23 protein-coding genes are annotated in these 26430 nt (G+C 65.9%); 11 read left to right on the forward strand and 12 right to left on the reverse strand.

The features are described from left to right. Positions 1-477 precede the first annotated feature (477 nt). The 7 genes from IBX18_RS09960 to IBX18_RS09990 form a co-directional block, all read right to left on the reverse strand. Positions 478-1080, reverse strand: coding sequence for a DUF308 domain-containing protein (locus tag IBX18_RS09960; protein WP_194833412.1), 603 nt, complete (start codon positions 1078-1080; stop codon positions 478-480). Between the two features lie 226 nt (positions 1081-1306). Beyond that, positions 1307-3244 (reverse strand): M3 family metallopeptidase, encoded by a 1938-nt coding sequence (locus tag IBX18_RS09965; protein WP_194833413.1) that lies wholly within the window; start codon positions 3242-3244, stop codon positions 1307-1309. Between the two features lie 190 nt (positions 3245-3434). Beyond that, on the reverse strand, positions 3435-4106 hold the full coding sequence (locus IBX18_RS09970) for a 1,4-alpha-glucan branching protein (RefSeq protein ID WP_194833414.1): 672 nt from the start codon (positions 4104-4106) through the stop codon (positions 3435-3437). A gap of 116 nt (positions 4107-4222) precedes the next feature. Continuing rightward, complete coding sequence (locus tag IBX18_RS09975; protein ID WP_194833415.1) at positions 4223-5368, reverse strand: RNA polymerase sigma factor; 1146 nt, start codon at positions 5366-5368, stop codon at positions 4223-4225. A gap of 6 nt (positions 5369-5374) precedes the next feature. Continuing rightward, entirely contained in the window at positions 5375-5779 is a 405-nt protein-coding gene (locus IBX18_RS09980; protein WP_135237251.1) for a YciI family protein, read from the reverse strand. A gap of 44 nt (positions 5780-5823) precedes the next feature. Continuing rightward, positions 5824-6375 (reverse strand): pyridoxamine 5'-phosphate oxidase family protein, encoded by a 552-nt coding sequence (locus IBX18_RS09985; RefSeq protein WP_194833416.1) that lies wholly within the window; start codon positions 6373-6375, stop codon positions 5824-5826. Positions 6376-6750: 375 nt separating this feature from the next. Next, positions 6751-7707, reverse strand: a complete 957-nt coding sequence (locus IBX18_RS09990; RefSeq protein WP_194833417.1) for a hypothetical protein — start codon at positions 7705-7707, stop codon at positions 6751-6753. An 868-nt stretch (positions 7708-8575) separates the two neighbouring features. On the opposite strand from IBX18_RS09990, the gene IBX18_RS09995 reads away from it, so the two are divergent. After that, entirely contained in the window at positions 8576-8977 is a 402-nt protein-coding gene (locus IBX18_RS09995; protein WP_194833418.1) for an SSI family serine proteinase inhibitor, read from the forward strand. Positions 8978-9059: 82 nt separating this feature from the next. Here IBX18_RS09995 and IBX18_RS10000 read toward each other — a convergent pair whose 3' ends face one another. Next, complete coding sequence (locus IBX18_RS10000; RefSeq protein ID WP_228540627.1) at positions 9060-9467, reverse strand: SgcJ/EcaC family oxidoreductase; 408 nt, start codon at positions 9465-9467, stop codon at positions 9060-9062. Between the two features lie 250 nt (positions 9468-9717). Here IBX18_RS10000 and IBX18_RS10005 point away from each other — a divergent pair, with 250 nt between their 5' ends. Next, entirely contained in the window at positions 9718-11178 is a 1461-nt protein-coding gene (locus IBX18_RS10005) for a carboxylesterase/lipase family protein (RefSeq protein ID WP_194833419.1), read from the forward strand. A gap of 104 nt (positions 11179-11282) precedes the next feature. After that, positions 11283-12488 (forward strand): site-specific integrase, encoded by a 1206-nt coding sequence (locus IBX18_RS10010; protein ID WP_194833420.1) that lies wholly within the window; start codon positions 11283-11285, stop codon positions 12486-12488. A gap of 115 nt (positions 12489-12603) precedes the next feature. Here IBX18_RS10010 and IBX18_RS10015 read toward each other — a convergent pair whose 3' ends face one another. Together IBX18_RS10015 and IBX18_RS10020 are read right to left on the reverse strand one after the other, a co-directional pair. Further along, positions 12604-12864: a hypothetical protein gene (locus IBX18_RS10015; protein WP_194833421.1), complete on the reverse strand. Its 261-nt coding sequence runs from the start codon at positions 12862-12864 to the stop codon at positions 12604-12606. A 28-nt stretch (positions 12865-12892) separates the two neighbouring features. Further along, on the reverse strand, positions 12893-13816 hold the full coding sequence (locus IBX18_RS10020; protein WP_194833422.1) for a hypothetical protein: 924 nt from the start codon (positions 13814-13816) through the stop codon (positions 12893-12895). Between the two features lie 596 nt (positions 13817-14412). Between IBX18_RS10020 and helR the strand changes: the two genes are divergently transcribed. Together helR and ligD are read left to right on the forward strand one after the other, a co-directional pair. Continuing rightward, complete coding sequence (gene helR, locus IBX18_RS10025) at positions 14413-16611, forward strand: RNA polymerase recycling motor ATPase HelR (protein WP_194833423.1); 2199 nt, start codon at positions 14413-14415, stop codon at positions 16609-16611. A gap of 73 nt (positions 16612-16684) precedes the next feature. Next, positions 16685-17632: a non-homologous end-joining DNA ligase gene (ligD, locus tag IBX18_RS10030; RefSeq protein WP_194833738.1), complete on the forward strand. Its 948-nt coding sequence runs from the start codon at positions 16685-16687 to the stop codon at positions 17630-17632. A 105-nt stretch (positions 17633-17737) separates the two neighbouring features. On the opposite strand, the gene IBX18_RS10035 is transcribed toward ligD, so the two are convergent. Next, a complete protein-coding gene (locus IBX18_RS10035; protein ID WP_194833424.1) occupies positions 17738-18793 on the reverse strand; it encodes an AraC family transcriptional regulator in 1056 nt (351 codons plus the stop codon). Positions 18794-18917: 124 nt separating this feature from the next. On the opposite strand from IBX18_RS10035, the gene IBX18_RS10040 reads away from it, so the two are divergent. From IBX18_RS10040 to IBX18_RS10055, 4 genes are all read left to right on the forward strand, one after another. Next, positions 18918-19658 carry an NAD(P)H-dependent oxidoreductase gene (locus IBX18_RS10040; protein ID WP_306796210.1) on the forward strand — a complete coding sequence of 247 codons (741 nt, stop codon included), beginning with the start codon at positions 18918-18920 and terminating at the stop codon, positions 19656-19658. A gap of 261 nt (positions 19659-19919) precedes the next feature. Next, complete coding sequence (locus tag IBX18_RS10045; protein WP_228540628.1) at positions 19920-20909, forward strand: BtrH N-terminal domain-containing protein; 990 nt, start codon at positions 19920-19922, stop codon at positions 20907-20909. 118 nt (positions 20910-21027) lie between these two features. After that, the gene (locus IBX18_RS10050) at positions 21028-21954 is read left to right on the forward strand and encodes an oxidoreductase (protein WP_306796211.1); all 927 of its coding nucleotides are present in this window, start codon (positions 21028-21030) and stop codon (positions 21952-21954) included. Between the two features lie 249 nt (positions 21955-22203). Beyond that, positions 22204-22770, forward strand: coding sequence for an isochorismatase family protein (locus tag IBX18_RS10055; protein ID WP_194833425.1), 567 nt, complete (start codon positions 22204-22206; stop codon positions 22768-22770). A 569-nt stretch (positions 22771-23339) separates the two neighbouring features. On the opposite strand, the gene IBX18_RS10060 is transcribed toward IBX18_RS10055, so the two are convergent. After that, on the reverse strand, positions 23340-23780 hold the full coding sequence (locus IBX18_RS10060) for a nuclear transport factor 2 family protein (RefSeq protein ID WP_194833426.1): 441 nt from the start codon (positions 23778-23780) through the stop codon (positions 23340-23342). Between the two features lie 282 nt (positions 23781-24062). On the opposite strand from IBX18_RS10060, the gene IBX18_RS10065 reads away from it, so the two are divergent. Continuing rightward, entirely contained in the window at positions 24063-25298 is a 1236-nt protein-coding gene (locus IBX18_RS10065) for an FAD-binding oxidoreductase (RefSeq protein ID WP_194833427.1), read from the forward strand. Between the two features lie 169 nt (positions 25299-25467). Further along, positions 25468-26400 (forward strand): RNA polymerase sigma factor SigJ, encoded by a 933-nt coding sequence (gene sigJ / locus IBX18_RS10070; protein ID WP_194833428.1) that lies wholly within the window; start codon positions 25468-25470, stop codon positions 26398-26400. Positions 26401-26430: the final 30 nt, after the last annotated feature.

The following is a 26430-nucleotide window of genomic DNA, read 5'->3' on the forward strand; positions in this document are numbered from 1 at the left end:
CGGGATTTGACGGCGCCCCCACTCGCACGTCTCCGCCACCAAGTCCCGCTCGCCGCCGGACTCCGTGCCGAACGGGACATGACCGCGCCCCCACTCGTATTTCTCCGCCACGGTGTTCCGCTCGCTGCCCGGCTCTGCGGCGAGCGGGACCTGACGGCGCTCCCACTCGTACTTCTCCGCCACCGTGCCCCGCCGCTGTCGAACTCCGCGTCGTGCGGGACACGGCGGCGGAAGTTACTCGGGCGAGGCCGCGAGCCGTGTCCCGTTGCCGTGAAACGCGCAGCCATGCACCACCTGTGCCAAGTGCCGTCGTCCCACCACGCGGGCAGACGCTCACGTCATCGTCGTGGTGGTGCATGCGGGACTGCCCTTCAGGAATCGGGCCGCACCGTCTGCAACCGCCATATCCCGACAGGTTCCCTGCAGGCTTCGCTTGCACGAGACCAGATTTCAGCTTCACGTGCCCGGAACTTGCGATCAGGGGTCCAGGCGAACCGCGCGCATCCGCGACACTCCGGTCAGGTCCACCACACCGTGGCGTACCGCGGCGACGCTGAGCACCTCCATGGTCCCGATCAGGATGAGGAACAGTCCGACCACCAGGCCGAGCACGTCTACCGAGTCGAAGGGCAGCACGCCGACGAGGATGCCGAGCAGCATGGTGGCCAGCCCGAACACTTCCTGCCTGCCGCCGCCGGCCAGGTTGGTTGCCCAGACGGCGACTGTCGCATGGCAGATGCCGCGGATCGACCACGCCAGGGCGATCCAGAACGACAGCAACAGTGCCGAATTGCCGCCGTTGAAGCACAGCATGGCGAGCAGCAACGACACCACTCCGCTGGCGAAGACGAGCACGCGCAGGGCGGGCGCGATTTTCGCACCGAATGCGACAACTATCTGCAGTCCGCCGTTGAGCAGCAGGTAGAGGCCGAAAAGCAGCTCCGCGGTCGGCAGCGATTTGTGCGGCCATATCGCTATGACCACACCCACGATCATCGAGCAGGCACCGGCGACCACTATCGCCTGCCGGACACCGCCGGCCAGTGGTTCCGTACGCCCTCCGAGCTCGTTTTCGGGCATAGCTACATGATATGGCCGAGCCGTTCAGTTAGCCGCGTGTTTGCTTTCACTCGGTGCGCCGAGTGTCGATCATCGGACGTAGTCGGCACTCTCGCGGGACCGCTGGACTCCTCGGTCGGTCAGGTCGGCGACCATCCACACGAGTTGCTAGGGCGTTGCCAGATGCTCACGTGGAGCGTCGATCTGACGATTCAGCGGCTAGAGTGTTCCGTTCCGAACCCGGGACTTATGGGGCCGATCGAGCAGCATTCGCCACCGGCGCGGTATCCAACGACGCTGTGAAAGCATCGAATCCGGACGGCCGACCGAGGAAGTCCGCCACCAGATCCGCCGCGTCCCGAGATCCACCGGGAGCGAGAATTCGATCGCGATATCGATGCGCCACTGCGGGATCGAACAGGTCATCGGCGTCGAAGGCCGAGAACAGATCCTTAGCGATCACCAGACTCCACAAATACGTGTAGTACGCAGAGGTGTATCCGGCGAGATGTCCGAACGAAGCCTGAAAATGCGTGCCCGGCAAACCCGGGATCATGCCGTAGCGTTCCATGGCCTGCATGACCGCTGCAGTGTGATCGGCGGGCCGGTCCCGGTGCAGTAGATACGACACTGCGGCATAGCCGACCTGGGTCTTTATCGTAATTCCCTTACCGAAGTCCTTCGCCGCTCGCATCCGTTCCACCAGATCGGCGGGGATGCGAGTGCCGTTCTCATCGATGGCGAAGGTGCCCAGAATGGCCGCGTCCCATGCCCATTCCTCGAGCATCTGTGACGGCGCCTCGACGAAGTCCCACTCGGTGGCCACGCCGGAGAAGCGCGCCCACTCCTGCCGACCTCCCAGCACATGATGAATCAGGTGCCCGAATTCGTGGAACAGCGTGACGACGTCTTGGTGTTCCATCAACCCACGAGGGAAGTTGCACACCAGCACTCCCTCGGGCAGCAGCCGGTCGGTGATGCCACCGACGAGATCGAATTGCGCCGCATGCTTGTATTTGCCCGCGCGTGGATGGAGGTCGAGGTAGATCCGTCCGCGCCGTTCACCGTCGGCGTAGACGTCGTAAGCGGTGACGTCCTCGTGCCAGCGCGGGACGTCGACCGGCCGATACTCCAGGCCGAACAGTCGGCCGGTCACCTCGAGCAGGCCGGCGCGGACCCGGGTGAAATCGAAGTATCGGCGTACCTCCCTGGCATCGACATCGAATTGTTCGCGTCGGATCAGCTCCATGTAGTAACCGGTCTCGGAGCGGTCGATCGTGTCGGCGGGGTCGTCCTCCCGGCGGCGCGTCAACAGTGCGTCGAGGTCGCGGCGGCCCGCAGCATCAGCGGCGGTGGAGATCCGCTCGATGAATTCGGCGATGGCATTTCCGGTGCCGATCATCTTGACGTCGGCGTCGAAATCGGGCCAGCTCTCGTAGCCGAGGAGCCGGGCCTTCTCGTCACGCAGGTCGAACATCTCGTGCAGGACAGTGTCGTTGGACGGCCAACCGCGGCTCTCGAACTCGATCGTGAGGTTGCGGCGGGCATCGGCGTCGCGCGCGTAAGTACGGAACGGGCGGTAGTCCGGATAGTCGGTGGTGACCATGACGAGTCCGTCCTCGGCGGGCGGATGCGCGGCGAGGAAATCGGCGGGCAAACCGTCGAGTTGCTCTGCGGCGAGCCGAACAGATCGCACGTCGTCCCGGATGGCGCGGCCGAAGTCCTGGTCCAGCACGGTGAGCCGCTCGGAGATCTCGCGAAGCCTGGTGCGGGTCTTCTCGTCGCGGTCCACCCCGCTGCGGCGGAAGTCGCGTAGCACGTGGTCGCGCATGCGCAGGGCTACGTCGTCCAGACCCTCCGTGTCGGTGGCGGCGACGATGTCGTAGAGCGCACGGTCGAGGTTGCGATCGGTCTTGCTCCGATCGATCTGCTGGACCAACTCTTCGGCCAGGGTGCGCACCTCGGACTCGGGGTGGACCTCGACGAACAATCCGGCGGCCGACTCGGCACCGCGCAGCGCGATGTCCGCGTCGTTCCAGCGGCGGAGCACCGTGGCGGTGTCGCGGGAAGTGCCGTCTTTCAGCTGCTTCAGCGTGTCCGACGCGGACTGCAATCGGTCGCCGACGTAATCGGCGAGCCAGGCGGACCAGTCAGCGGATGGCAGGGCAAGCGGCTGCGGGTTCATTCCTCGACAGTAATAGCCGTCGTCTCGGTCGGGGCAGAGGTGGCAGATGCCGGGTCATAGTCGGCAGTCACGACAACCAGTGGTGCGTCGCAACCGGCGAGAGGCCCGCCCATTACGGTGTCGCGGCCTCGGCAAACCCCCCATTGGGTCGGCGGACAGCCTTGCGGCCCATCCTCTTTCACAGGCCTCGCTAACTCTCCACGTGACCGTCGAAGGACAAGAACACACCACGTACCGAAGTATCGCCCGGCAACTGCCATGACGCGGTGACGTGACCGGCACCGGCCCGGTCGGAGGACTCGTCACCGGGTTGCAGCACCCGGTTCACCCGCACGATCGCAGTGCTGCCGGGTACCTGCGCACCGACCATGATGTCGGTGCGCGACGACCCGTCTTCCGCCACCACCGGCTCCGATTCCAGTGTGGGAACGGCGATATCGGGTGTGGTCACCGCGACCGATTCATCCACCGTCGCGCTGGCATGCTGCGCCTGAGGCTGGACCGTTCCGCCGAGCAGGGCGAGAATCTGCGCCACCACGACCGGATCGCGCGTCCCGTCGTAGAGCCACCGTTGCCCGAGCACACCGTGCATCGACGTGCCGATCAGCGTGTCTTCGGCGCCGTCGCGCGGTGCGCCGCGATAGGCGAACGGCACCTGGTAGCTGACCGGCTCTGCGCCCGAAGTGTCGGTCACCACCATGAATTCGATCCCGACCTCCCCGGCCGGGTCGTCGAGCCGGAAACCCCCGGTCCGCTGCAGCACCGGGCGAGCGCTGCCGCGATACCACGACCTCGTCGGCAACCACGAGGCCAACAATTCGACTTTGGTGGGCACCATCGTGGTCTCGTGGATCACGGCCATGCTTCGAGTCCTCCTGCTCCGCCTCGCGGCGCTGTTGTGTCTCGAGTTTATGGGACCGAGCCGTCTCGATCGTCGCCTATTCCGTTGACGCTGCGACGATTTCAGAGGGGTTCCACTCACCCGCGCAGTTGCGTGTTGAGTCGCGCGGCCTGACGCGTGAGGTGAACACGTTCCGGGAGGCTGGTGGCCGACCCGGCGGCTTCGGTGTAGAGCCGTGCGGCAGTCACCAAGTCGCCGTCGCGTTCATGCAAGTACGCCGCGGCCGCGGTATGGCGGGGCAGGCCGGGGTTCAGCTCCGCCAACGCTGCCAGCCCGGCCCGCGGTCCGTCGGCCTCGCCCACCGCGACGGCCCGATTGAGGCGGGCGACCGGATTGTCGGTGAGGCGCAGCAGCTCGTCGTACCACTCGACGATCTGCACCCAGTCCGTCTCTTCGGCGGACTGGGCATCGGCGTGCAGCGCCGCGATCGCGGCCTGAGCCTGGAACTCCCCCAATCGATCTCGGCTGAGCGCGGCTTGGAGGATGTCGACACCCTCGGCGATCATGCGGGTGTCCCACAGGCTTCGGTCCTGTTCCGCGAGTGGCACGAGGTTCCCGTCGGCGCGCGTCCGGGCCGGGCGCCGGGCGTGGTGCAGCAGCATCAGCGCGAGCAGTCCCGCCACCTCCTCGTGCTTGGTCACGACCGCCAGCTGACGGGTGAGCCGGATCGCCTCGGCGGCGAGGTCGACATCGCCGGAGTAGCCCTCGTTGAAGACGAGGTAGAGCACGCGCAGCACCGTGCCGACGTCACCCGCTCGGTTCAACCGAACACCCGACACGGTCCGTTTGGCCCGGCTGATGCGCTGGGCCATGGTCGATTCCGGCACGAGATAGGCCTGCGCGATCTGTTTCGTGGTCAGCCCGCCGACCGCGCGCAGGGTCAGCGCGACGGCCGACGCCGGTGTCAAAGACGGGTGCGCGCACAGGAAATACAGCTTCAGCGTGTCGTCCGCCGTTTCCGCCGGGCCGGGCGCGGGCTCCTCCTCGAGCAGTTCCTCGCGCCGCCGCCTGGAGGTGTCGGCGCGGGCGGCGTCGAGGAACTTGCGCCAGGCCACGGTGACCAACCAGCCCTTGGGGTCGTGCGGCGGATCGTCCGGCCACACGCGCACCGCTTCGAGCAATGCTTCCTGCACCGCATCCTCGGCCGCCGCGAAGTCCGCGCCGCGGCGGCCGAGAATGCCGATCACCGCAGGCGCAAGTGCCCGCAGCAGAGCGTCATCCACTGCGCGTCACTCCGTGATGGTCGGCGGCGGGCTCCAGAACGGGCGCACCTCGAGCCACTCCTGGACCGGCTTACCACCCGCACCCGGCGCCGCGGACAACTGACCGGCGAGCTCGATCGCCCGCTCGTAGCTGTCCACGTCGACCACCATCCAGCCGGCGACCAGATCCTTGGTTTCCGCGAAAGGGCCGTCGGTAACCGGCGGCCGTCCCTCACCGTCGTAGCGGACGAACGTGCCCTCCGGGGCGATCGCCTGCGAGTCGACATACTCGCCGGTGCTCTGGAGTCGAGCGGCGAAGTCCTCCATGTACTGCACATGGGCGGTGATCTCGTCCGGTGTCCACTGGTCCATCGGGACGCCGTTGACCGATGCGGGTGCGCCCCGATAGTGCTTGAGGAACAGGTACTTCATGAGGTTCTCCTTGATATGGCTCGGCCCATTGTGGCCGGTCTGGTTCAGGGACGGAGCAGCGGGCGGGTTCTCGACATCGCGCCCTCGAATTTGTCTCGACTCAGGCTTGCTGGCGCTTCCCGCTGCTGGATCAGCTCCTCGATCGGGCTCGGCAGGTTCGTCTCGAAGTCGATCAGCTTCGCCCACGTCGGGGTCACCACGATCCGGACCATGCTGTCGTACAGCGCCCGAACCCCCGCCTCCCATTCGACGCGCTGCTCGGGCGTCATCTGGTAACTGCCGTTCATCTGGAGGTACTCCTCCGGGATGCCGTCGACGACATCGAACTCGACCCGACCGCGGATGAGCAACAGCTTCGGCGGATGCACCTCGGTGTCGATCGTCAACGCCACCATCGGGTTCTGGCGCAGGGCAGCCAGTTTCGGGGCGTTCGTCGAGGTGCACATGACGATCTCCGAACCGTTCCAGGTGAACCCGATCGGGATATTGCGGGGTGTGCCGTCCTTGGCCACGTACGCCAGCCGGGTGAAGTCGCGCGCCAGCAGCTCGCGGCTCATCGGTCGGTTCAGCACCTCGGTGATCTCGTTCGGTTGCATGGTCGTCCTCTCGGTGTGGTCGGCCGTTCTGGCCGGTGTATCCCTAGGACGGAGCAGGTGACCGGTTCTCGACATCGTCGTGTGCGGCAATTTTCAGAAGTTTTGTCGCAGAGTGGTGCACATGGCGACCGCGCCTTGTCTGTAGCGATATGCGGCTTCTGACACCGCGACTCCCGGCTGGGCCGCCGAGCGGAGCTGACGGTAGCGATGGGCGGCGAACGCCGAGGAGTGCCGTTCCCACGCTGTGCCGCAGCCAGGTGCCTACTCTCGAATTGCCGTGTGGTGTTACGGCTCGCGCGGCGACGGCTTCAGACCGATGTCGACTGGCGCCGTTCGATCCCGGCCATGAACGACTCGGGATCGTTGAGTACGAACTCACGCCCCCGATCGACTGTCCAGCGCCGTGATGTTTCCTGGCTTGCGGCGGGTTTCGGCGAGGAGTTCGTCGAGCTGAGCCTCGGCGCGTTCCGCACGGGCCAGGGTTTGGGTGCGTGCTTCGTCCAGTGCCTCGATGCGATGCGCCGCCTCGGTGCGTGCCTTCTCGATCGTGGCCGCTGCTTCGGCGCGGACCGTGGCGAGATCGGCGGCGGCGGTACGGCGGATCTCGGCCAGTTCGGTGCGGGCGGTATCGAGTTCGGCGCGAACCCTGCGCCATTCCTCGCGGGCCTCGTTGGCGGCTTCGATCCGTTCCATCGCGGCTTGCTCCGCACGCTCGGTCGCGCGTTCGGCGTCGGCGGCGCGCTGGACGGCAAGATCGCGTTCGGACTGCGCCGCACTGACCTGAGCAGCCGATTCACGTTGCGCGTGCGCGATTTCCGTCGCGGCGCGGCGTTCGGCCCGTTCCACCTGTTCGGCGGCTTCCTTGCGAATCCGATCGTTTTCCTCGGCAGCCTCGCGCCGCGCGGTGCGCACCTCGGCTTCTGCTTCGCTGCGCGCCGCGAATACGTCATCGGCGGCCTGCCGGGTGGCGCGCTCGACTTCGCGCAGCGCGTCATCACGGGTGCTGTTGGCGTCGGCGACCAAGGCTTCGGCACGTTCGGCCGCTCCGGCCGCGTCGTCGGCGGCGGCCTCGGCGAGCGCACGCGCCTCCTCCGCCTCGCGTCGCGCCTGTTCCGCGGCGACAGTGGCCATTTCGGCCTCGGCAATACGCCGAGCCGCATCGGCTTGCACCGCCTGGACCTGCGCTTCGGCAACGGACGGGTCGCCCAGGGTGGACAGTTCGGCGACCGCGGCATTCAGGGTGTTGCCCAGTTGGTCAGCGAGCCCACGGAATTGAGTGAGCAGCTCATCCGCGCGGAGCCGTGCCGCAGTAACCGGCCCCTGCTGCGTCACAGTGACGGAACCAGCCGGTGCCTCCGACTCCTCTTGTAGCCGTTGACGTTCCCGCCACGCGCGCCATCGCGTGTGGTCTGGATGATCACAGTATTCCGAGGGGCGGCCAGGTCCCCCGCCGCGTGTGATCGGTCGGGAGCAGCCCGGGTAGTTGCAGACGTTGGACACCGGAGAATCGTAGCGTTGGTTTCGTCACTATTGACGTATTCACACGAAACGAAATGTGCCGTGTCGCAGTAAGACTCATTTACTGACGCCGCCGTTCTGACCGCCGATAAGTGAACATTATCGGCGGTCAGACCGAAGCAGCATTCTGCAGACTCCCCCAAACTGGCTGGTTCTAATACGTTTACGTTTGGTTGCATCCAACGAAACGGAACCGCTACGAAACCCATCAAAAACTGTGCACCCCTGCACGCTCGTACCATTTCTCGGGTTCTGGCGTCAGCTGTGATGTGGAGTGGCCCGATCAACCGGTTTGGAGAAGGCCGCGTGCCGCCGCCTGCGCGGCCGCACACTCAACTGTTGGCGGATGAATGTTGGTCGGCGGCGGCCGCCTTCCGATACTGCCGCCGAGTAGCCTGCCGGCCGACGGTGAGCAATGTGGTGGTCACGTCTTGACCTACCCGCCAATCCGGGGGCTGACTGCCGGGCGCGCCCGGTGCGGGAAGGCCACCATCGAAGTCGCCCATTGGGCGCGGCCTGCGGTGCGGGTGCCGGCGCCAGTGGCGAAGGCGGCATGCATAGCGTCCGAGGCGACTTGCTGAATGCCGTAGCCACCACCGACGTTGTCGCGGGCGCTGCACCCTGGCGGCGCGCCTACGCCCGGCTGCGCGGGATGACGGCCGAAGCGTGATTGGGTGGACCGATGACGACCTACTCGCCCCGTCGCATCCTCACGATCTGCTCCTTGGCAATCGCGACGGCCGCACTGCCGCTAGCGTCCGCCGACGCCGCTGCCACACCCAAGTCCACATTGAAACTCACCATCACCAGTGCCGCCGCGCAGGATGCGAGATCGGCCACGTTGACCTGCGGTCCGGCCGGGGGAACTCATCCGCGTGCGAAGGAGGCGTGTGCGGCTCTGACCGCGGCGAAGGGCCAGTTCGATGAACTCGAGGGCGACGTCTCCACTTGCACAACGGAGTACGACTCAATCACCGCGACAGCAACCGGGACGTGGAATGGCGTGAGGGTCGAGTGGGAGAACACCTTTGCCAACGAATGCGAGCTCCACGGTGCTACTGCCCCGGTTTTCTTCTTCGACTGAGCAAAGTACCGGCCGTCGATCCGTGGTCGGCTATCAGTCTTCATCAACCGGCGCTGCACTCTGCGACGCGATCGGTGCGAAGTCATCGAGCCCGTTGAGTCGTGTGTTCTGTACCGCTCGGATCAACCACCGCCCCGAGCGTTGCACGAGAACCGCAGTGATGAGACCCCCGACGATCCTCAGACACGGCAGCGCCCGGCAAGACGTGATCGGGCCACGCCCATTCGGTATGCACCAGCATCACTCCAGGAGTCAGCGGCTGGATGTCGACGACCGTCTGGCTGTAGTTCTTCTTCTGCGCCAGCACAGATCCGGGTACATCCTTGTGCCCGCGCACATTCTCCTCCCGCGATCGCCACCACACGCCCCGGTGCGTGATGAAGTCGCAGTCCTCGGTGAACAGCTCGCCCCATTCCCGCATCTCATGCTGAACCCAGAGTTCGGTATAGCGATCGAACAGTTTGCGAATCGCCTCGATGTCATCATGCATGGATCGAATTCTGAAATATCAACCATAGTTTAGGTCAAGCAGGCGGCTGAACTCGTCGGACGAGCCAGCCTCCGACCTCTGGCAATCGGGTGCCTCCTCAACCCGATCCTGAGCTAGGTCAGACCGCGCTGGAAAGCTGCGTCACTCCCGCGTGGGCACTTTCCAGCCGAAGTGTGTGTCGGCGGATGATTTGAGCGGTACCTCGTAGGCGCCGATCGGTACCCATCGAACGAAAAGTGAGCACTCTGACGTGAACGACGAATGTGAAGTCCGCACGGCTGCCGGAGTCGTGCGTGGCAGGTGGGAGAACGCTGTGGCGGTCTTCCGAGGTATCCCATACGCCCAGCCGCCGGTTGGGGTGCGGAGGTTTGCGGCGCCTGTTGCGGCACAGTCGTGGGATGGCGTTCGCGATGCGCTGGAGTTCGGTCAGCCAGTGCCGCAAGCAAATTGGGTATCTGGCGGTGACTGTTTGACCCTCAATGTCTGGTCGCCTGATCTCGGTGCCGCGGGACTGCCGGTGATGGTGTGGATTCATGGCGGTAAGTACCTGGAGGGCACCTCCGGCAATCCGCACCACGACGGTACGACTCTTGCTCGGTCCGGTGTGGTCGTGGTCAACATGAACTATCGCGTCGGTGTGGAAGGTTTCGCCCGTATCGGTGGTGCTCCGGACAACCGCGGCATTCTCGATCAGGTTGCCGCGCTGCGGTGGGTGCAAGAGAACGTCGCTGCGTTCGGTGGTGACCCGGGCAACGTCACTGTGTTCGGCCAGTCCGCCGGCGCGGGTTGCATCGCGGCGCTGTTGGCGATGCCGATGGCTGCGGGGCTGTTTCGCCGCGCCATCGCTCAGAGTGTCCCCGGCACTTACTTCACACCGAAGCTCGCTGCCGCGATTTCGGCAACGATCGCCGCGGAAGTCGGTGTGCAAGCCACTGTGGACGAGCTGGCTCGTATCTCACCGCGTGAATTGATCGACGCGACAGAGGCGGTCGTTCAGAAGATGCCGGAGTACGTCGAAACCTGGGGGCCTACGGCGCTGACGCCGACTCCGTTTTCACCAGTCGTCGACGGTGACATCCTGCCGTCAGCGCCATGGCGTGCGCTCGCCGCCGGTGCCGCGCGGTGCATCGATGTGCTCGTGGGGCATACCCGCGACGAATACCGACTGTTCAATGCTCGTCTCGGTAGCGAGGTGACCGATGAGCAGGTGAGTGCCACACTTGAGCTTCTCGCGCCCGCCTCGGACGCGGATTACCGAACCGCTTATCTCGAAGCCAGTCCCGGGCAGCTGGATGAACTCGTCAACGCCGACTGGCTGTTTCGGATGCCGAACCTGCATCTTGCGAACGCTCACTGCGCCGGAGGTGGGCAAGCCTGGACCTATGAACTCTGCTGGAGTTTCAATCCCGCGCAGGGCGCCTCACACAGCCTCGACAACCTACTGGTGTTCGGCACGCTCAGCCTCGACGAAGTGCGCAGCTACGGTGGACCGACCGCCGTGGACGAAGCCCGCCACGTCGGACACCACATGCGCACCGACTGGCTGAACTTCGCGAGAACCGGCAACCCCGGCTGGGCCCCTTACGATCCGGGCACCCGATCAACCCGCGTCTACACCGCCGAGCCGAGCACCCAGCTCTACCCCGAAGAACGCTCGCGTCGCATCTGGCACACCCACCAATTCGACGTTCAGGACCTGCGTGCCCAGTGAAACGCGCACTAGGACATACCCCGACGCGCGGAAGGCGCTCGCTCCCGTGAATTCGACTGCGGCGGCGGGACAATGACTTCGGTCTAGAAACAGGGAGCTGATCGATGGAAGAGCGCGCCGCTGTCATAGCGATGCCGGACTCGGTGCGCACCGAGTTGCGCCGCGGGGTGCGCAGTGTGCTCGTGGACGCGGCCGCGCTGCGGTTGGTGCGGGAGCGGTTCGATGACGATCAGGCGGGTTCGCTGCGCCGCTATCTCGAAGCCTCGCAGTCCGCAAATACGTTGCGCGCCTATCGAACCGACTGGATCGCCTGGTCGGCGTGGTGTCTGGACGAGGGTCGGCAGGCGATGCCCGCGGACCCGCTCGACGTCGCCGTCTACCTGGCGGCCGCCGCCGACGCGCGCCGCGATACCGGTGAGTGGGCGTTCAGCGCGGCGACACTGGAACGCAAGTCTGCGGCGATTGCCGCCGTGCACGCCGCGAACGGATTGCCCTCCCCCACCCGTTCCGACGTTGTCCGCCTCACCCTGCGCGGCATCCGCAAGACTCGGCGAACACAGCCGAAACGCAAACGCCCCGTGCTGTTGCACACCCTCGATCAGTTGCTCGCCGGGCTACCCGAACCCGGCTGGCCGACCGAGCCCGCTCGGCGCCGCGATGCGCTCGTGTTGTTGATCGGGTTCGCCGGCGCACTGCGACGCAGTGAGCTCGCCGGGCTGCGCATCGCCGATGTGGCGGTGCAACTCGATCACGCCACCGGTGAGCCGGTGCTGCTGGTGCGACTGCCGTCGACGAAAACCGACCCGACCGGTGTCGCCGAACAACGCGTCGCGCTGCCCCGCGGCCAACGCCCGCGCACCTGTCCCGTCTGCGCGTTCGCCGACTGGGTGCGCCTGCTCGAAATTCACACCGCAGCAGGCACATCCGGCTTGCGCGCCCACCTGACCACCGACACCACCGATCCGGGCATCCACCGCTGTCACGGCTTCACCGGAACCGCCCTCGCCGAGCAACCCGACCTACCCTTGTGCCCCACCATAAATCGTCACGGTACGGTCGGCGCCACCCCCATGTCCGGCCGAGCGGTCGCCGAACTGGTCAAACGCTACGCCGCCCGCGCCGGACTGGACCCCGACCTCTTCTCCGGCCACTCCCTACGCGCAGGCTTCGCCACCCAAGCCGCGCTCGGCGGTGCCAGCGATCGCGAAATCATGCGCCAAGGCCGCTGGTCCAATCCCCGCACCGTGCACGGCTACATCCGCACGGCAAATCCGTTGGAAGACAACGCCGTAACCAAACTCGGCCTGTGAACGTGCGGAGGACACCATTCAACTGCCGTCGAGAAAGCACTGCACCGACAAGTGCGTTCCACTTCAGAGCACGCATCGCCGATCTAGCGAGCATTCCGAATGCAGTACCGCGAACTCAGTCGAACAGTTCGTCCGCAGTATCGACCAATACGGCGCGCCGAACCCACGTCTCGAGCTGATCCACATCAGCACACCTCGACACCCGTGTACGAATCTCGTCGCTGACCGAAATGCCGCGAGCATCCAGCACCGTCAGCACCATGCGGGCCGCCTCACTCGCCCGACCTTCGGCCTGGCCTTCGACCCGTCCTTCGGCCCGACCTTCGTCGACATACTTCCGGGCGAAGTCGCTCTGGTACTCGTATCCCGTAGTCATCTGAGCATTCCGAAGCAGTTCCGCGAACTCAGTCGAACAGTTCGTCCGCAGTATCGATCAACACGGCGCGTCGAACCCACGTCTCGAGCTGATCCACATCAGAACACCTCGACACCCGTGTACGAATTTCGTCGCTGACCGAAATGCCGCGAGCATCCAGCACCGTCAGCACCATGCGGGCCGCCTCACTCGCCCGACCTTCGACCCGTCCTTCGGCCCGACCTTCGTCGACATACTTCCGGGCGAAGTCGCTCTGGTACTCGTATCCCGTAGTCATCAGCTCCTCCAGGTGGTGTTGCGCCGACTCAGACAGAGCCTTGTGCACGATGTCATAATACATTTTCGCTCGCTCGTCCTCGGTCTTAACGAGGCCTGCGAGCAGGGCAGAGAGAACTTCACGGGCCTGCGGGCCTTCGGCGTGCGCGATTGCCGACAGCACCGCACGCTCCGGCACCGCGACAGCTTCAGCCGGATCAGTCACCGCGGGCACTTGGTTAGGGCCCAGCACCAGCGGACGCAGGGTCATGCCGGGATGTCCGAGGTCGATCGGTCGCGCCGCCCATTCCGCTACACCGACGTCCGGCGCCACCACTAGCAGGAACACCGGGCATTTCAACCGCGCCCGGAGGGTAACGACATAAACTGGCCAACTCCATTGTCGGGTGCCGTCTCGACGTAGCTGCACCTCGACCGCGATCCCCGCCACCGGGATACCGGACCCATTGGTCAGCGAGAAGGCCATGTCCCCGCGGAATTCCTTGGGCCCGATGTCGGTGAAATCACAAGCCTCGGTACGGGTCTGTTGGAAATCGGGTAGGGGTAACCCGAATACCTCATGCAGAAAACCCGCTGCCAGCTCGGGCCGACAGCGGAACAGTTCCACCAACCCCTCGTGGATGTATTTTGGCGGCATGCCCGTGAGATTACGCTGCGCCACCGACACTTTCGGCATACTTCGCGCAATTTTCAGCGTTCACAAACACATTCGTCGGTCGGGCTGACCGTCCACAACCAGCGTCGCTGCAGCCATCATTAAACGTGACTTTGGAATGTTCGATTCGAGGGTGCATGCCGGAACCGCGCTATAAAGCGTGACTTTGGAACGCCCTATTCGAGAGTGCATATTGGAACCGCGCTACAGTGCGCAGCCAGTTGCGGGCAGGAGGAACCGTCCATGCGGCGTCGCGAGGAGGTCCGTCTACTCCGGACAACAAAAATGGAAAGGATCTACTCCTTCCCACTCTCAATGTATAGCGCACAGGGGGGCTTGCGGCAAGACCGGGGTGATGCCGCACAATTGCTCGCCTAGGTCAGACCCCTGTGGAAATGGAGATGTTGGGTGCATGTGTGGTGGGCGACGTATTGGTCGCGGGGCGACGTCGGGGCGAGGGTGAAGCTGCCAGGTCACGCCCGAGTGACGGCTGCGTCGGTCGCGCTTCGCACCGAGGCGGCAGCCGCGCCGCTGCTGCGGCCGGTCCGGCAAGGGTCGCCGGTGTCCGCATGAGCACACGCGAGACGGTCGTAACAGAACAAACAATGAAGGGGCACATGCCAACCCACGGGTACGAAGACGAATTGCAGTCCGAGCGCGGCTATGTGGCCGGGCTCTACACACGGCTCGATGCCGAGCGCGCCCGGGTGAAGGGCAGGTACGCGGCGGCGTTGCGCGGGAACGACGGCAGCCCGATGGAACGGGATTTCGAAGTGCGCGCGCTGGCCAAGGAGGCGATGCGGCTGGATGTCGCCGACAACGGGCTGTGTTTCGGTCGATTGGACACCCTCACCGGCGAGCGGTCCTACATCGGCCGGATCGGGCTGTTCGACGAGGCGAACGAGTTCGAACCGCTGCTGCTCGATTGGCGGGCACCGGCGGCGCGTCCGTTCTATGTGGCTACCGCCGCGACACCGGAGAACATGCGTCGCCGCCGCCAGTTCCACACCCGCGGGCGTCGGCTGGTCGATTTCACCGATGAGGTGCTCGGCCGTCCGGAGGGCTCCGATCGGGGGGACGCGGCGTTGCTCGCGGCGGTCAACGCGCCGCGTGGCGACGGGATGAACGACATCGTGGCGACGATCCAGGCCGAGCAGGACGAGATCATCCGGCTCGACCATCCCGGTGTGCTGGTGATCGAGGGCGGGCCGGGCACCGGAAAGACCGTAGTGGCGCTGCACCGCGTCGCGTATCTGCTCTACACCCAGCGTGAGCGGATGGAACGCCAGGGTGTGCTGGTGGTCGGCCCCAATCCGGCGTTTTTGAACCACATCAGCCGCGTACTGCCGTCGCTGGGCGAAACGAACGTGGTGTTCACAACGACCGGCGACCTCGTGCCCGGACTGCGCGTCACCGCTGAGGACAGTCCGCAGGCGGCTCGCCTCAAAGGTTCGCTGAAGATCCTGGGCGTGCTCGCAGCGGCGGTCGCCGATCGCCAGCGACTACCCGGTGAGCCGCGGATCATCGAGTTGGCGGATGTCACGGTGCGGATCGACGCCGAGATCGCGGGGTGGGCCAGAGAAGAGGCGCGCGGGAGCGGGCGGCCACACAACGAGGCGCGCGAGGTGTTCCAGGAGATCCTCACGTGGGCGCTCACCGAACGAGCGATCGCCCGGATCGGCAAGGGCTGGCTGACCCGCTCGGACACCGAAGCGTGGGAGCAACTGCGGGAAGACCTGATCGCGGAGCTCGCGGACAACGACGCGTTCACCGCCGCACTCGACGAACTGTGGCCGATTCTGACACCGGAAACGCTACTGGCCGAGCTTTATACGTCCGTCGAACGACTACGCGCGGCGGGCGGCGACGAAGCGCTGTTGCGTACCGACGGCACCGCCTGGACGGTCTCGGACGTGCCGCTGCTCGACGAACTGGTCGATCTGCTCGGCCGCGACAAGCCCGTCGACCAGTCCGCCGAGCGGGAACGCAACGAGCAGGCGCAGTATGCCGCGGGCGTGCTGGACCTGATGGTCGGCCGCGAGGACATGATGGACGACGAGGATCACCTGTTCGCCCAGGACCTGCTCTACGCCGAGGACCTGGCGGATCGTTTCCTCGAACGCGACACCCGCGAACTCGCCGAACGCGCTGCGGCGGACCGGGATTGGACCTACCGGCATGTCGTCGTCGACGAGGCGCAGGAGCTGTCCGAAATGGACTGGCGGGTACTGATGCGACGGTGCCCGGGCAAGTCGTTCACGGTGGTCGGCGATCTGGCGCAACGCCGGTCGGCCGCGGGAGCCACCTCGTGGGACGCAATGTTGCAGCCGTATGTGCCCGGCCGGTGGATCTACCGGTCGATGACCGTGAACTACCGCACCCCGGCGGAGATCATGCGCGTTGCTGCCGCGGTACTCGCCGAGTTCGCACCCGATGTGCCGCCGCCGGAGTCGGTGCGCGCGTGCGGAGTCCAGCCGTGGGCGAAGCAGGTGAGTGCTGACGAACTGTCCAGTGCCATCGAGGAATTCGTCCGCGAGGAGGCAGGTCGCGAAGGTACCAGCGTCGTGATCGGGCCGCCGGATGTGCCCGGCGCGGTGGCGGCGTCGGAGACGAAGGGGTTGGAGTTCGACGCCGTTCTGGTCGTGGAGCCGGAACGGATCCTGGCAGACGGACCACGCGGCGCGGCCGAGCTCTACGTCGCGTTGACCCGCGCCACCCAGCGCCTCGGCGTGCTGCACCAGGGAGAACTGCCGCAGGCCCTGACCGGACTCGCCGAAACCGGGACACCCGCCCCGGTCGGAAGCCGACCACAGTAGTTATTGGCGCGACCGTCCCATACTTGCTGATTGCTGGATATATGCTGATCTTGTGCAATCAGCGCCGGCGCCGATGCTGGCCGTCTCCGGGCGGCCACCGGCAGACACCGGTCTGTGGGCGATCGAGATGAAGTGGGACGGCATTCGCGCCATCACCCGATGGAACGGCGGGCATGGCCGGTTCTACAGTCGGAACAACCGCGATATCAGTGGCTCTTTTCCCGAGTTGACCACCGCTTTCGCCGGTCTGCTCGATGGTGTGGACGTGCTGGTCGACGGAGAGATCGTGGCACCCGAGCCGGGCACCGGTGTGCCGTCTTTCCGTCGGCTACAGCGCCGGATGCACGTGGTGCGACCCACCGCCGAACTCTTGCGTGAAGTGCCCGTGCAATACCTCGTTTTCGATTTGCTCGGTGTCAACGGAGAGTCCATTATGACGCTCCCCTATGCCGAAAGACGCGCCCGACTAGAGGATTTGGCGATCGACCTACCGCTCACACGCACCCCGCCCTACTACGTCGACGTCAGTTCGGCCACCATGCTCGAGGTCGCCAAGGACCACGGACTAGAGGGCATCATCTCCAAACGCCTCGACTCCAGTTATCAGCCCGGCCGCCGCTCTCCCGCCTGGATCAAAACCCCGCTTCGCAAGACCACCGAGGTTGTCATCGCCGGCTGGCTCCCTGGCAACGGGCGGTACTCCGGCATCTTCGGCTCCATCGTGATGGGCGCCTACGACGGGGCGGGCCGCCTGGTGCACATAGGCAACGTCGGCACCGGCTGGACGATGCGAGACCGCAAGGTCCTCCAGTTCCGCCTCAACGAAATAACCCGCCCCGACACCCCCTTCGACATCCCACCCCCGCGCTCCGTCTCCTCCTCGGCGCATTGGGTCGAACCCGAACTCGTGGCCGACATCGAATACCGCGAGGCCAGTGCCGAAGGGCTCCGTCACCCGAGTTGGCGCGGGCTGCGGACGGATAAGGCGCCGCACGAAGCCAAAACGCCGGATCTCGGCTGATATCCACCCGGCGTGGGTGGCGGCGCAGGTAGGCGGTGAAGCTGATGATGGGCGCCCAGCCGGCCGGAAGCACCGGGGGCCGTCGACCTTTTGCTGCGGGTTTTGTCAGCGCGAGACCGCGCCCTCTGTCCTCGTCGCACTCGTGCGGCGTGAGCGCGTGGAGTGGTTCGATGCTGTCGTGATCCGCGAGATCCATCCGGACTCGTCGCGGGGTGCGGCCAGCGCTGCCCGGAACTCGGTGGGACTCGTCCCGCGGAGCCGTTTGAAGGCCGCGCTGAAGCCGAAGGTGTCAGAATAGCCGACGGTGGTCGCCACCTGGGCGACGCTGCGAGCGGGGTCGGCGAGCAGTTCTTCGGCTTCGGCCATGCGCCATTCGGTGAGGTAGGCCAGTGGCGGTTCGCCCATCACTTCGGTGAAGCGCCGAGCGAACAGTGCGCGCGAGACCGCCGCCTCGGCGGCCAGGCTCGCCACGGTCCAGCGGTGGAACGGCCGGTCGTGGATGGCGGTGAGCGCCGGGCCGACGATCGGGTCGGCCATCCCCCGGTACCAGGCGGGCGCGCAATGCTGCTGTTCGGCGAGCCAGGAGCGCAGCGTGCAGACCAGTGCCCAGTCCAGCAGCCGGTCCATCAGCGCCTGCGAGCCCGCGCTGAACCGGACCGCGTCGGCGGCGGATTGTTCCAGCCACAAGCACATTTCAGGGTCTTCGTGGATCACCATCACCTGCGGTAGCGCTCGCAACAGCCGTTCGTGGCGTCGCCCCGATGCCCGGTAGGCGCCGACGAGCAGCGAAGTCTCGCCTGGCACACCGGTTGTGGATGGCGTGACGATCAATTCGGGTGTCGCGCAACTGATGTCGGCCGGACCGAATCCGTCCGGCACGAAACAGGACAGCTCGTAGCGCTCGTGCGGACGGTCGAGCGCGTCGGGCGTGGCGGCAAGGTGAAAGGGTTCACCCGCCTGCACGAGCGCGGTGTCGCCGGCGACCAGACTCGTGCGTGATCCATCAGCGAGCACCAGCGTGCCGTCGCCGCGCAGCACCGTCACCATGATCAGGGGCGCACGGTCGGCGAAGCGAATAGTCCACGGCGGGCGCAGCACGGCATGGGCCACGACCGATCCTTCGGCACGAATGCCGCTCAGCAACGAACTCAACGGGTCCACCCCATCAGCGTAGACGAATTCCTATCGACTGAAGATGATCACCCATAGATCGTCCACACGATTCGCGGTTGACTGATGCGACCGGGCCGACCAGCCCGCACCAGATCGAACAGGAGAACTCACCGTGACCCAGTCCGCCGCCACCATGACGCCCACCGCCGAACTGACCACCGCCGGATCGAGCACCACCGATACCTCCAGACGGGGTGCCACCGCGCTCGTGGTCCTCGGCCACCACCGCTCCGACTCGCTCTCCGCTCATATCGCCGACCTCGCCGCCGGCCGCCTCGCCGCCGCCGGGTACACGGTCGACTTCCTCGATCTGCAGGCCGAGAACTTCGACCCGCGGATGACCGTCGCGGACCAGCCCGAGTGGGGCAATCGCGATAAGGTCTACTCCCCCACCGCCGAGGCGCACATGCGGCGCGTGCTGGCCGCTGAGGTCGTGGTCGTGGTCTTCCCCGTCTACTGGCAGAGCGTTCCCGCCCTGCTCAAAGGCTGGATCGATACCGTGTGGAACTACGGTTTCGCCTACGGCCGCAGCAAGCCGCGCCTGGCAGGCAAGCGCATCCTGTGGCTCGGATTGGCCGGAGCGACAGCCGATGACGCGATCATCCCCGGCATGCAGCAGCTACTGGAAGCTCAGCTCAACGACGGCTTGGCCTACTACAGCGGTTTCGCGGACTCGCGGGTCGGCCTGCTTCCCGATGCCGAGGAGTCGCCCCAAAGTATCGACGCCGAGGGCAATCTCGTGATCGGCGAGGCGATCGGCGGGGACGCGCGGACCGCCCACTACGCCGCCTTCGACGCGAAAGCAGAGGGCTTCGTCGACGCATTGCTCGCTGCGAGTCACGTCGCCGCCTAGGGGTTGAGGAACATCCCGCGCAGCGATCCGAGCGGCGGCCGGACCGAATTTCGCCGGGTAGTGCCCGATTTGCTCGAGGCGGGCCAGAAGTCCGGCCGGGATAGCGTTGGACTCTCCCGCCACGGGAGAGTCCAACATGATGGCAGCGCGGTTTCGTTGCCGTCCAAGAGTGCGGGCTGTACGTGAGGCCTTTCTCGCTGGGCAAGCGGAAGCGCCGAGAGAAGAGTGATGATCGCCGCCCAGGAAGGTGTCCGCATAGCCATGCTGATCGACATTGAGGCCCGCGGTATGCGGCATTGCGAGACAACAGCTTTGGGGGTGCTGCTGCGACAGCATGGACTCGAGCTGTCCGAGCCGATGATGTTCGGCCTCGGCTCCGGATTGTCGTTCATCTACTGGGACAGTAAGAGCATGGGCTTCCCCTTCCTCGGTGGACGGGTCAAGCCGTTCGAGCTCACCAGAAACCTGGCCACCAGGCTCGGGCTGGAGCTGCTGGTCCAGGAGACCGCCTCCCCTCGTAAGGCGTGGGAGAACGTGGTCGACCTTCTCGGTGCCGGCCACGCTGTCGGACTGCAACTCGACAGCTACTACCTGGACTACTTCACGTCGAAGGTGCACTTCGGCGGTCACGTCGTCGCCATGTACGGCTACGACGACCACGTTGCATTCCTGGTGGACACCGACCAGCAAGGCGGCACGGTGTCCACCACGCTGACCAGCCTCGCTCAGGCCAGGGCCGCGCGCGGTCCGATGACCGCCAAGCATCGATCCTTCACTCTCACCGCCGCGCAGCACCCGTCCTCCCCGGAGAGCCAGATCATTCCCGCCGTCACCGCCTGCGCCGACGCCTTCCTCAACCCGCCCATCGCCAACCTCGGACACCGCGGCATCGAAAAGGCCGGCAAGCTGGTACCCACCTGGTTCGAGCGGACCGACGACCCGCAGCGCGATCTACCGCAGGCAGCCCTCTTGATGGAGCAGGCCGGCACCGCCGGCGCCCTCTTCCGCAACTTCTACCGCGACTTCCTCGCCGAATGCGCCCAGACCCTCGACAGCCCCCACCTGCGCACCGGTCACCGGCTGTACGCCGAGGCAGCGACCGGCTGGACCCAAGTCGCTGCACTGATCGCACAAGCCGGTGAATCGGGCGATGCCCAATGCCTCGCCCAAGCAGGCAACATCCTCAGCGACCTTTCACGGATCGAGTGCGAAGCCATGCAGGAGCTCAGCCGGCTGGGGAGTGAGCTGTAGACCCCGGATAGTTTCGTTGTCCAGCGACACCTGCCAGACCGCGGCCGCACCCAGAGCGGCGAAGATTTTCGGGGCTTTTCGAAGGGGCGCTCGGCGGCTGCGGAATTGTGGTTTTACCGTGTGGCAGCTCACTTTCATGGTTTCGGGCAGGGTGGACGCGGCGACTGGGGGATCCTGGAAGCTCGGCGATTCGACGGTCAATCGGATCGGGTTGGGCGCGATGCGGCTTCCGCAGTACGGTCAGGCGTTCGCGGCGGACGCGGTGCCGCGCGATCGGGGTGCGGCTGTTCGGGTGCTGCGTCGAGCGGTCGAGCTCGGGGTGAATCACATTGATACCGCCGCGTTCTACTTTTCCCGGTTGCGTTCGGCGAACGAGCTGATCAATCACGCACTGGCTCCGTACCCGGATGAGCTGGTCATCGCCGCGAAAGTCGGGCCACGCCGCGACCGGTCCGGGAATTGGCTGGAGCCGGCCACACCGGGGCAACTCCGCGGCGAGGTCGAGGAAAATCTTCGCCAACTCGGCCGCGATCATCTCGACCTTGTGTATCTGCGGCGGTCCGGCCAAGATTCGATTGCCGAGCATTTCGGTGTGCTGGCCGAGTTGCGCGAGGCCGGGCTGATCCGTCACCTCGGGGTCTCGAATGCCACGCCCGCGGATGTGGCCGACGCGCAGGCGATCGCCCCGGTGGTGTGCGTACAGAACCCCTACGGGCTGGCCCACCGTGGCGACCAGGACGAGTTCGTCGACGCATGCGGTGCGCAGGGAGTCGCGTTCGTGCCGTTCTTCACCATCGCTGGTGCGGGTCGGGAAGCGGGCGCTACGGCCGGCGAACACCCGGAAGTCGGTGCGATCGCCCGCGCGCACGACGCCACACCAGCGCAGATTCGCCTGGCATGGACATTGCACCGCGGGCCGCATGTGCTGCTCATCCCCGGCACAGGCGACCCGGACCACCTGGTGGACAACGTAGCCGCGGCCGGACTATCGCTCACCCCAGACGATTTGACCCGGCTCGACGCCGTACATCGAGCCGAACAATAACTCAGCACGATCATTCATCGAATAACCATCCGCGTTCCGTTCCACAAGGTTTCGCGGTCGTCGCTGCGCGACGGCGAGGTCGACCTCGCCGGAGTTGCGCGACCGCCGAGCATGCAAGCAGCTCCGGGAGCGTGGCGGAGATGCGGGGGCAGATGAGCCGATTATGCGTTCGCCGATGCATACCGGCGATAGCAATCTACAATAAGCGCTGGTCGAAAAACGTTGCGGGACCGATCTTGTGGAGGCGTCATGGGCAAGGCTCTGATCATCGTCGACGTACAGAACGACTTCTGCGAGGGGGGGACGGTGGCCGTTGCGGGCGGCGCCGCGCTGGCCGAACGGATCAGCCGGTATCTGCGTGACAGTCACTATTCCGCGATCACCGCCACCCGCGACTATCACATCGATCCCGGCGCCCATTTCTCGGACACTCCCGATTTCGTCGACACGTGGCCGCCGCACTGCCGAGTCGACACCCCTGGCGCCGACTTCCACCCGAACCTCGACACCGCGCCGATCGATGAGGTCTTCTTCAAAGGCGCGTATGCCGCTGCCTACTCCGGATTCCAGGGCGCCACCAAGGACGGCACAGCGCTCGCGGACTGGTTGCGCGCCAACGACATCGATACCGTCGACGTTTGTGGTATCGCCACCGACCATTGCGTTCGCGCCACCGCCATGGATGCCCGCACCGCCGGTTTCAACACCCGAGTGCTGGTGAACCTGTCCGCAGGCGTGTCCCCCGGCAGCATCGAACGGGCACTGGACGAACTCCAGGTGGCAGGCGTGAAAATCGACGCAAAAACCGCTGGTTGACCGAGGGCATTTCGTGTCGCCATATTGGTCGGATGATCAGGGGGAACTGAGGCTGGCATCGGCCGAGAGGCGAGTGACATCAGTTCCCCCTGATCGCCTGTCCAGCAGTATGTTTCGGAGGCGCACGCGACACAGCGCCTTCGTGCCGCTCCCGAGGACAGCGCAGCGCGGTGGGTACTGGTCGCAGCGGAGGTCGCTGTCGGCAGCAACGACGGTGGGCTGGCGTGGCTGGGGCCGTTGATCGCCGCCGACGCGGCCCTCGTCAACGATGCCGTCACCATCGCTGACGTCCTGATGGGATCCGGATGCCTCGCAAGCCCTTCGGCTCGCATGCAGCGGGGTCGATCGCGAGCAGCTGAGGCACATTGCATACGCCGAAGGTGATGCGGCCGCTCAGCGAGTATTGGCTCTGCTCGACGGCGACCGCTGACCGCACTATCCGCCACTGACGCCGGGCGCGTGTTCGGCGGATTTCTCCGCTTCCGTGCAGGTCGTCGGCCGAGTCGGCGAAGACGTCGGGTTATTTTCCGGCGACCGGCCCGGGTATCCCGAGCCGGTCTGCGGCTTAGTCAAGCAGGTTGGTCCTTCTCCGTGGGGAGCCAGACTTGCATGTTCTCCGGGTTGATCGGGATCGAGATGTGTTCGTGGGTGATCAGCCAGCCGCCGTTGGCGCGGTGCAGGCACACGGTCTCGCGGACCCAGATGGACGCTTGCAGTCCGCCTTTGCGGGTTCCCGAGTCCAGGTGGAGCATGTTGGCGAAGGCGACGTCGCCGCTGGTCCGCACGGTGCGGTCGTGGGTTTGCAAGCTGATGGGGCCGTCGTAGCCGTCGAACCAGCGCAGGAAGTTGCGGCGGACTTCGTCGTGCCCGGCGAACCGGAGTGGGGGTACGACGTCGTAGTAGACGATGTCGGGGTCGTAGTGCTCCATGAGTCGATCGATGTTCTTCGACTGCTGCGCCTCGGCGCGGGTGGCGAAGAATGCCTCGAGTTCGGAGTCGTTGGTAGTCATCGCATCCTCTGTTCGGGATTTCGTCCGGCACCGGTTCGCCCGGAGCGGTCGCTGTGGTTCCGCTACTCCGACGACGCCGGGCTCCGGAATGTGAGGCGCGCTGCGGCTGAGTCGGCGGCGCAACGCCCATCCCAGCGGTCGCCGTGCATCGAAATAGCCTCCGCGAGCAGGGCATTCGGCCCGAAAATTGCCATAGGCGAAAAATTCCGGAGTCGGCTAGGGTCGGATTCATCCCAGGGCCCCGGGGTTCGAAATATCGGTCGAACTCGCTGTGGAGGAACAATGTCTGACCATTCCGACGTCGTCGTCATCGGTGGCGGAATACTAGGGTGCACAATGGCTTTGCACCTGATCGAAGCCGGTGCCGGACGGGTCCGGCTGCTGGAGCGTGACGGGCTTTTCCAGGGCACCAGCGCAGCCGGCGCCGGATTCCTGGCAAGCTGGACGCCGTTCGCCGCAGAGCAAGCCGTGACCGGGTACAGCCTGGACTACTACGCCCGGCTGCAAGCCGAAGGCCACGACATCGACCTGCGGCGCAACGGGATCCTGTCGCTGGACGCCCGCGCGTCCTCATTGCAGGAAGTCAGCGCCGGCGGTGCGGAGTACGGCGCGCAGGCCACTGTCGTGGACGCGGCCGAAGTCGAGGCGCTGACCCACGGCCTGGTCAAGCGCACTGGAGTATCCGGCGGATTGTTCGAACCAGTCGGTGCGCAGGTCTTCGCGCCGAAGGTCGGGGCAGCCCTTGCCGAGCGGCTGCACCGGCACCCGGAAGTGCTCGACGCGCGGCGGCCGGCTACCGCGCTGCGGGCTCGCGGCGGTCGCATCGTCGGCGTCGAAACCACCACCGGGACAATTGATTGCGCGGCCGTGGTGGTGGCGGCGGGCGCCTGGAGCAACGAATTGCTCGCTCCCCTCGGCATATTTCTGCCCTCCGCACCGCAAGTCACCTCACGGATCATCACCGAGAACCTCGACCTGCCCGGCACCTTTCCCGCGCTGCTCCTTTCGGGTCTGATCCCCGAGGATCCCGACGGCGGAACACTGTTGTGGGTGCGCCGCCACGACGGCGGCTTGCTGTGGGGCGGCACTTACGACACGTACCCGCGCAATATCCTCCTGGACGCCCCGATGCCGGAACGGCTCGACGAGATCCCTTACGACGGTGTGCGGGAACTGCTGCGAGTAGCCGCACGCGCCGACGCCGTCATGCCGGCCCTTGCCCGGCAATCCAGCATTACGGTCAAACACGGCGCACCCTGCTACACCCCAGATTGGCGCGCACTGGTCGGGCCGGTCGCCGCCGTCGAGGGCCTCTATGCCCTGACCGGAGACAACGAAGCCGGGTTCACTCACGGCCCCGGCCACGCCAAGGTCCTCACCGATCTACTCCTGCACGGAACCAGCGACCTGACCCCCGCCGACGACTGGAGCCCCGACCGTTTCGGCGATCAATACACCACCGAAACCGCCGTCATCGAGGCTTATCTCGACTACCAGAGGTCGTTTGCCGCCAGGTGAGCTCGGTCGCCGTGAGCCTTGCTCGGGCACAGAGCTGGTCGTGGGTGGTGGCGAAAGTCCGCGCCGCCCACGACCGCTCTCGCGCGGTCGCCCTGGCAACATCACATTCCGGACGGCTGTTTCGTCGTAATGGTGTGAGCGGAAGCAACAGCGGAAGATCGGCGGCACGATGACCACCGAAGCGGGGCCGGATGGCCGGCTCGATCCGAGCCTGGACGCGATCATGAGCGAGCGTCGGCAGCTGATCAATCTCGCGTATCGGCTCCTCGGTTCGCTTGCCGATGCCGAGGACGTCGTACAGGAGACGTATGCGCGCTGGTATTCCATGTCCCGAAGCCAGCAGCAGGACATCGCCACCCCGGGTGCGTGGTTGACGAAGGTGGCGGGACGCATCTGCTTGGATCTGCTCGGTTCGGCGCGTGTGAGGCGGGAACGCTATGTCGGTGAGTGGGTTCCCGAACCGCTGCCCGATCGAGGTGAGTGGAGCGCGGGCCCCGGCACCGACCCTGCCGACCGGGTCACTCTCGACGAGTCGATCAACATGGCTTTCCTTGTCGTGCTCGAGTCGATGACCCCGGCCGAGTGTGTGGCGTTCATCCTGCACGACGTCTTCCGCTACCCGTTCGCGGAAGTGGCCGAGATCGTCGGTCGCAGTCCGGCGTCGTGCCGTCAGCTCGCGACCTCAGCGCGCAGGCGCATCGATGCCGCGCAGCCCGCCGCGGCGCCTACCGCCGAGCAGGCGCGCGTCGTCCGCGGGTTCAAGCAGGCGTGGGAAGCCCGGGACATCAACGCCCTCATCGGGTTCCTCGATCCCGCTGCCACGGCGATCGCGGACGGCGGCGGTCAGGTCAACGCCGCGCCGCGGCCGATCGAGGGTGGCGAGCAGATCGCCCGCTACCTCGTCGACGTCTCAGGCCGGGTACGCGGTGTGACGATCCTGGAGTGCACGGTCAACGGCCAGCCCGGTCTGGTGACGCAGATGAACGGCACCGTCACGGCGGTGGTGGCGTTCGATATCTCGGACAATCGGATCCGACGCGTCTGGGCGGTCCGCAATCCCGACAAGCTCAGCCAATGGACGGCCGCTCAGCTCATTCGATAGTGGCTGCCCGGTATCGCCGCACACGCGAGC

This window comes from Nocardia sp. XZ_19_369, from assembly GCF_015355715.1.
In the GTDB taxonomy this organism is placed as follows: Bacteria; Actinomycetota; Actinomycetes; order Mycobacteriales; family Mycobacteriaceae; genus Nocardia.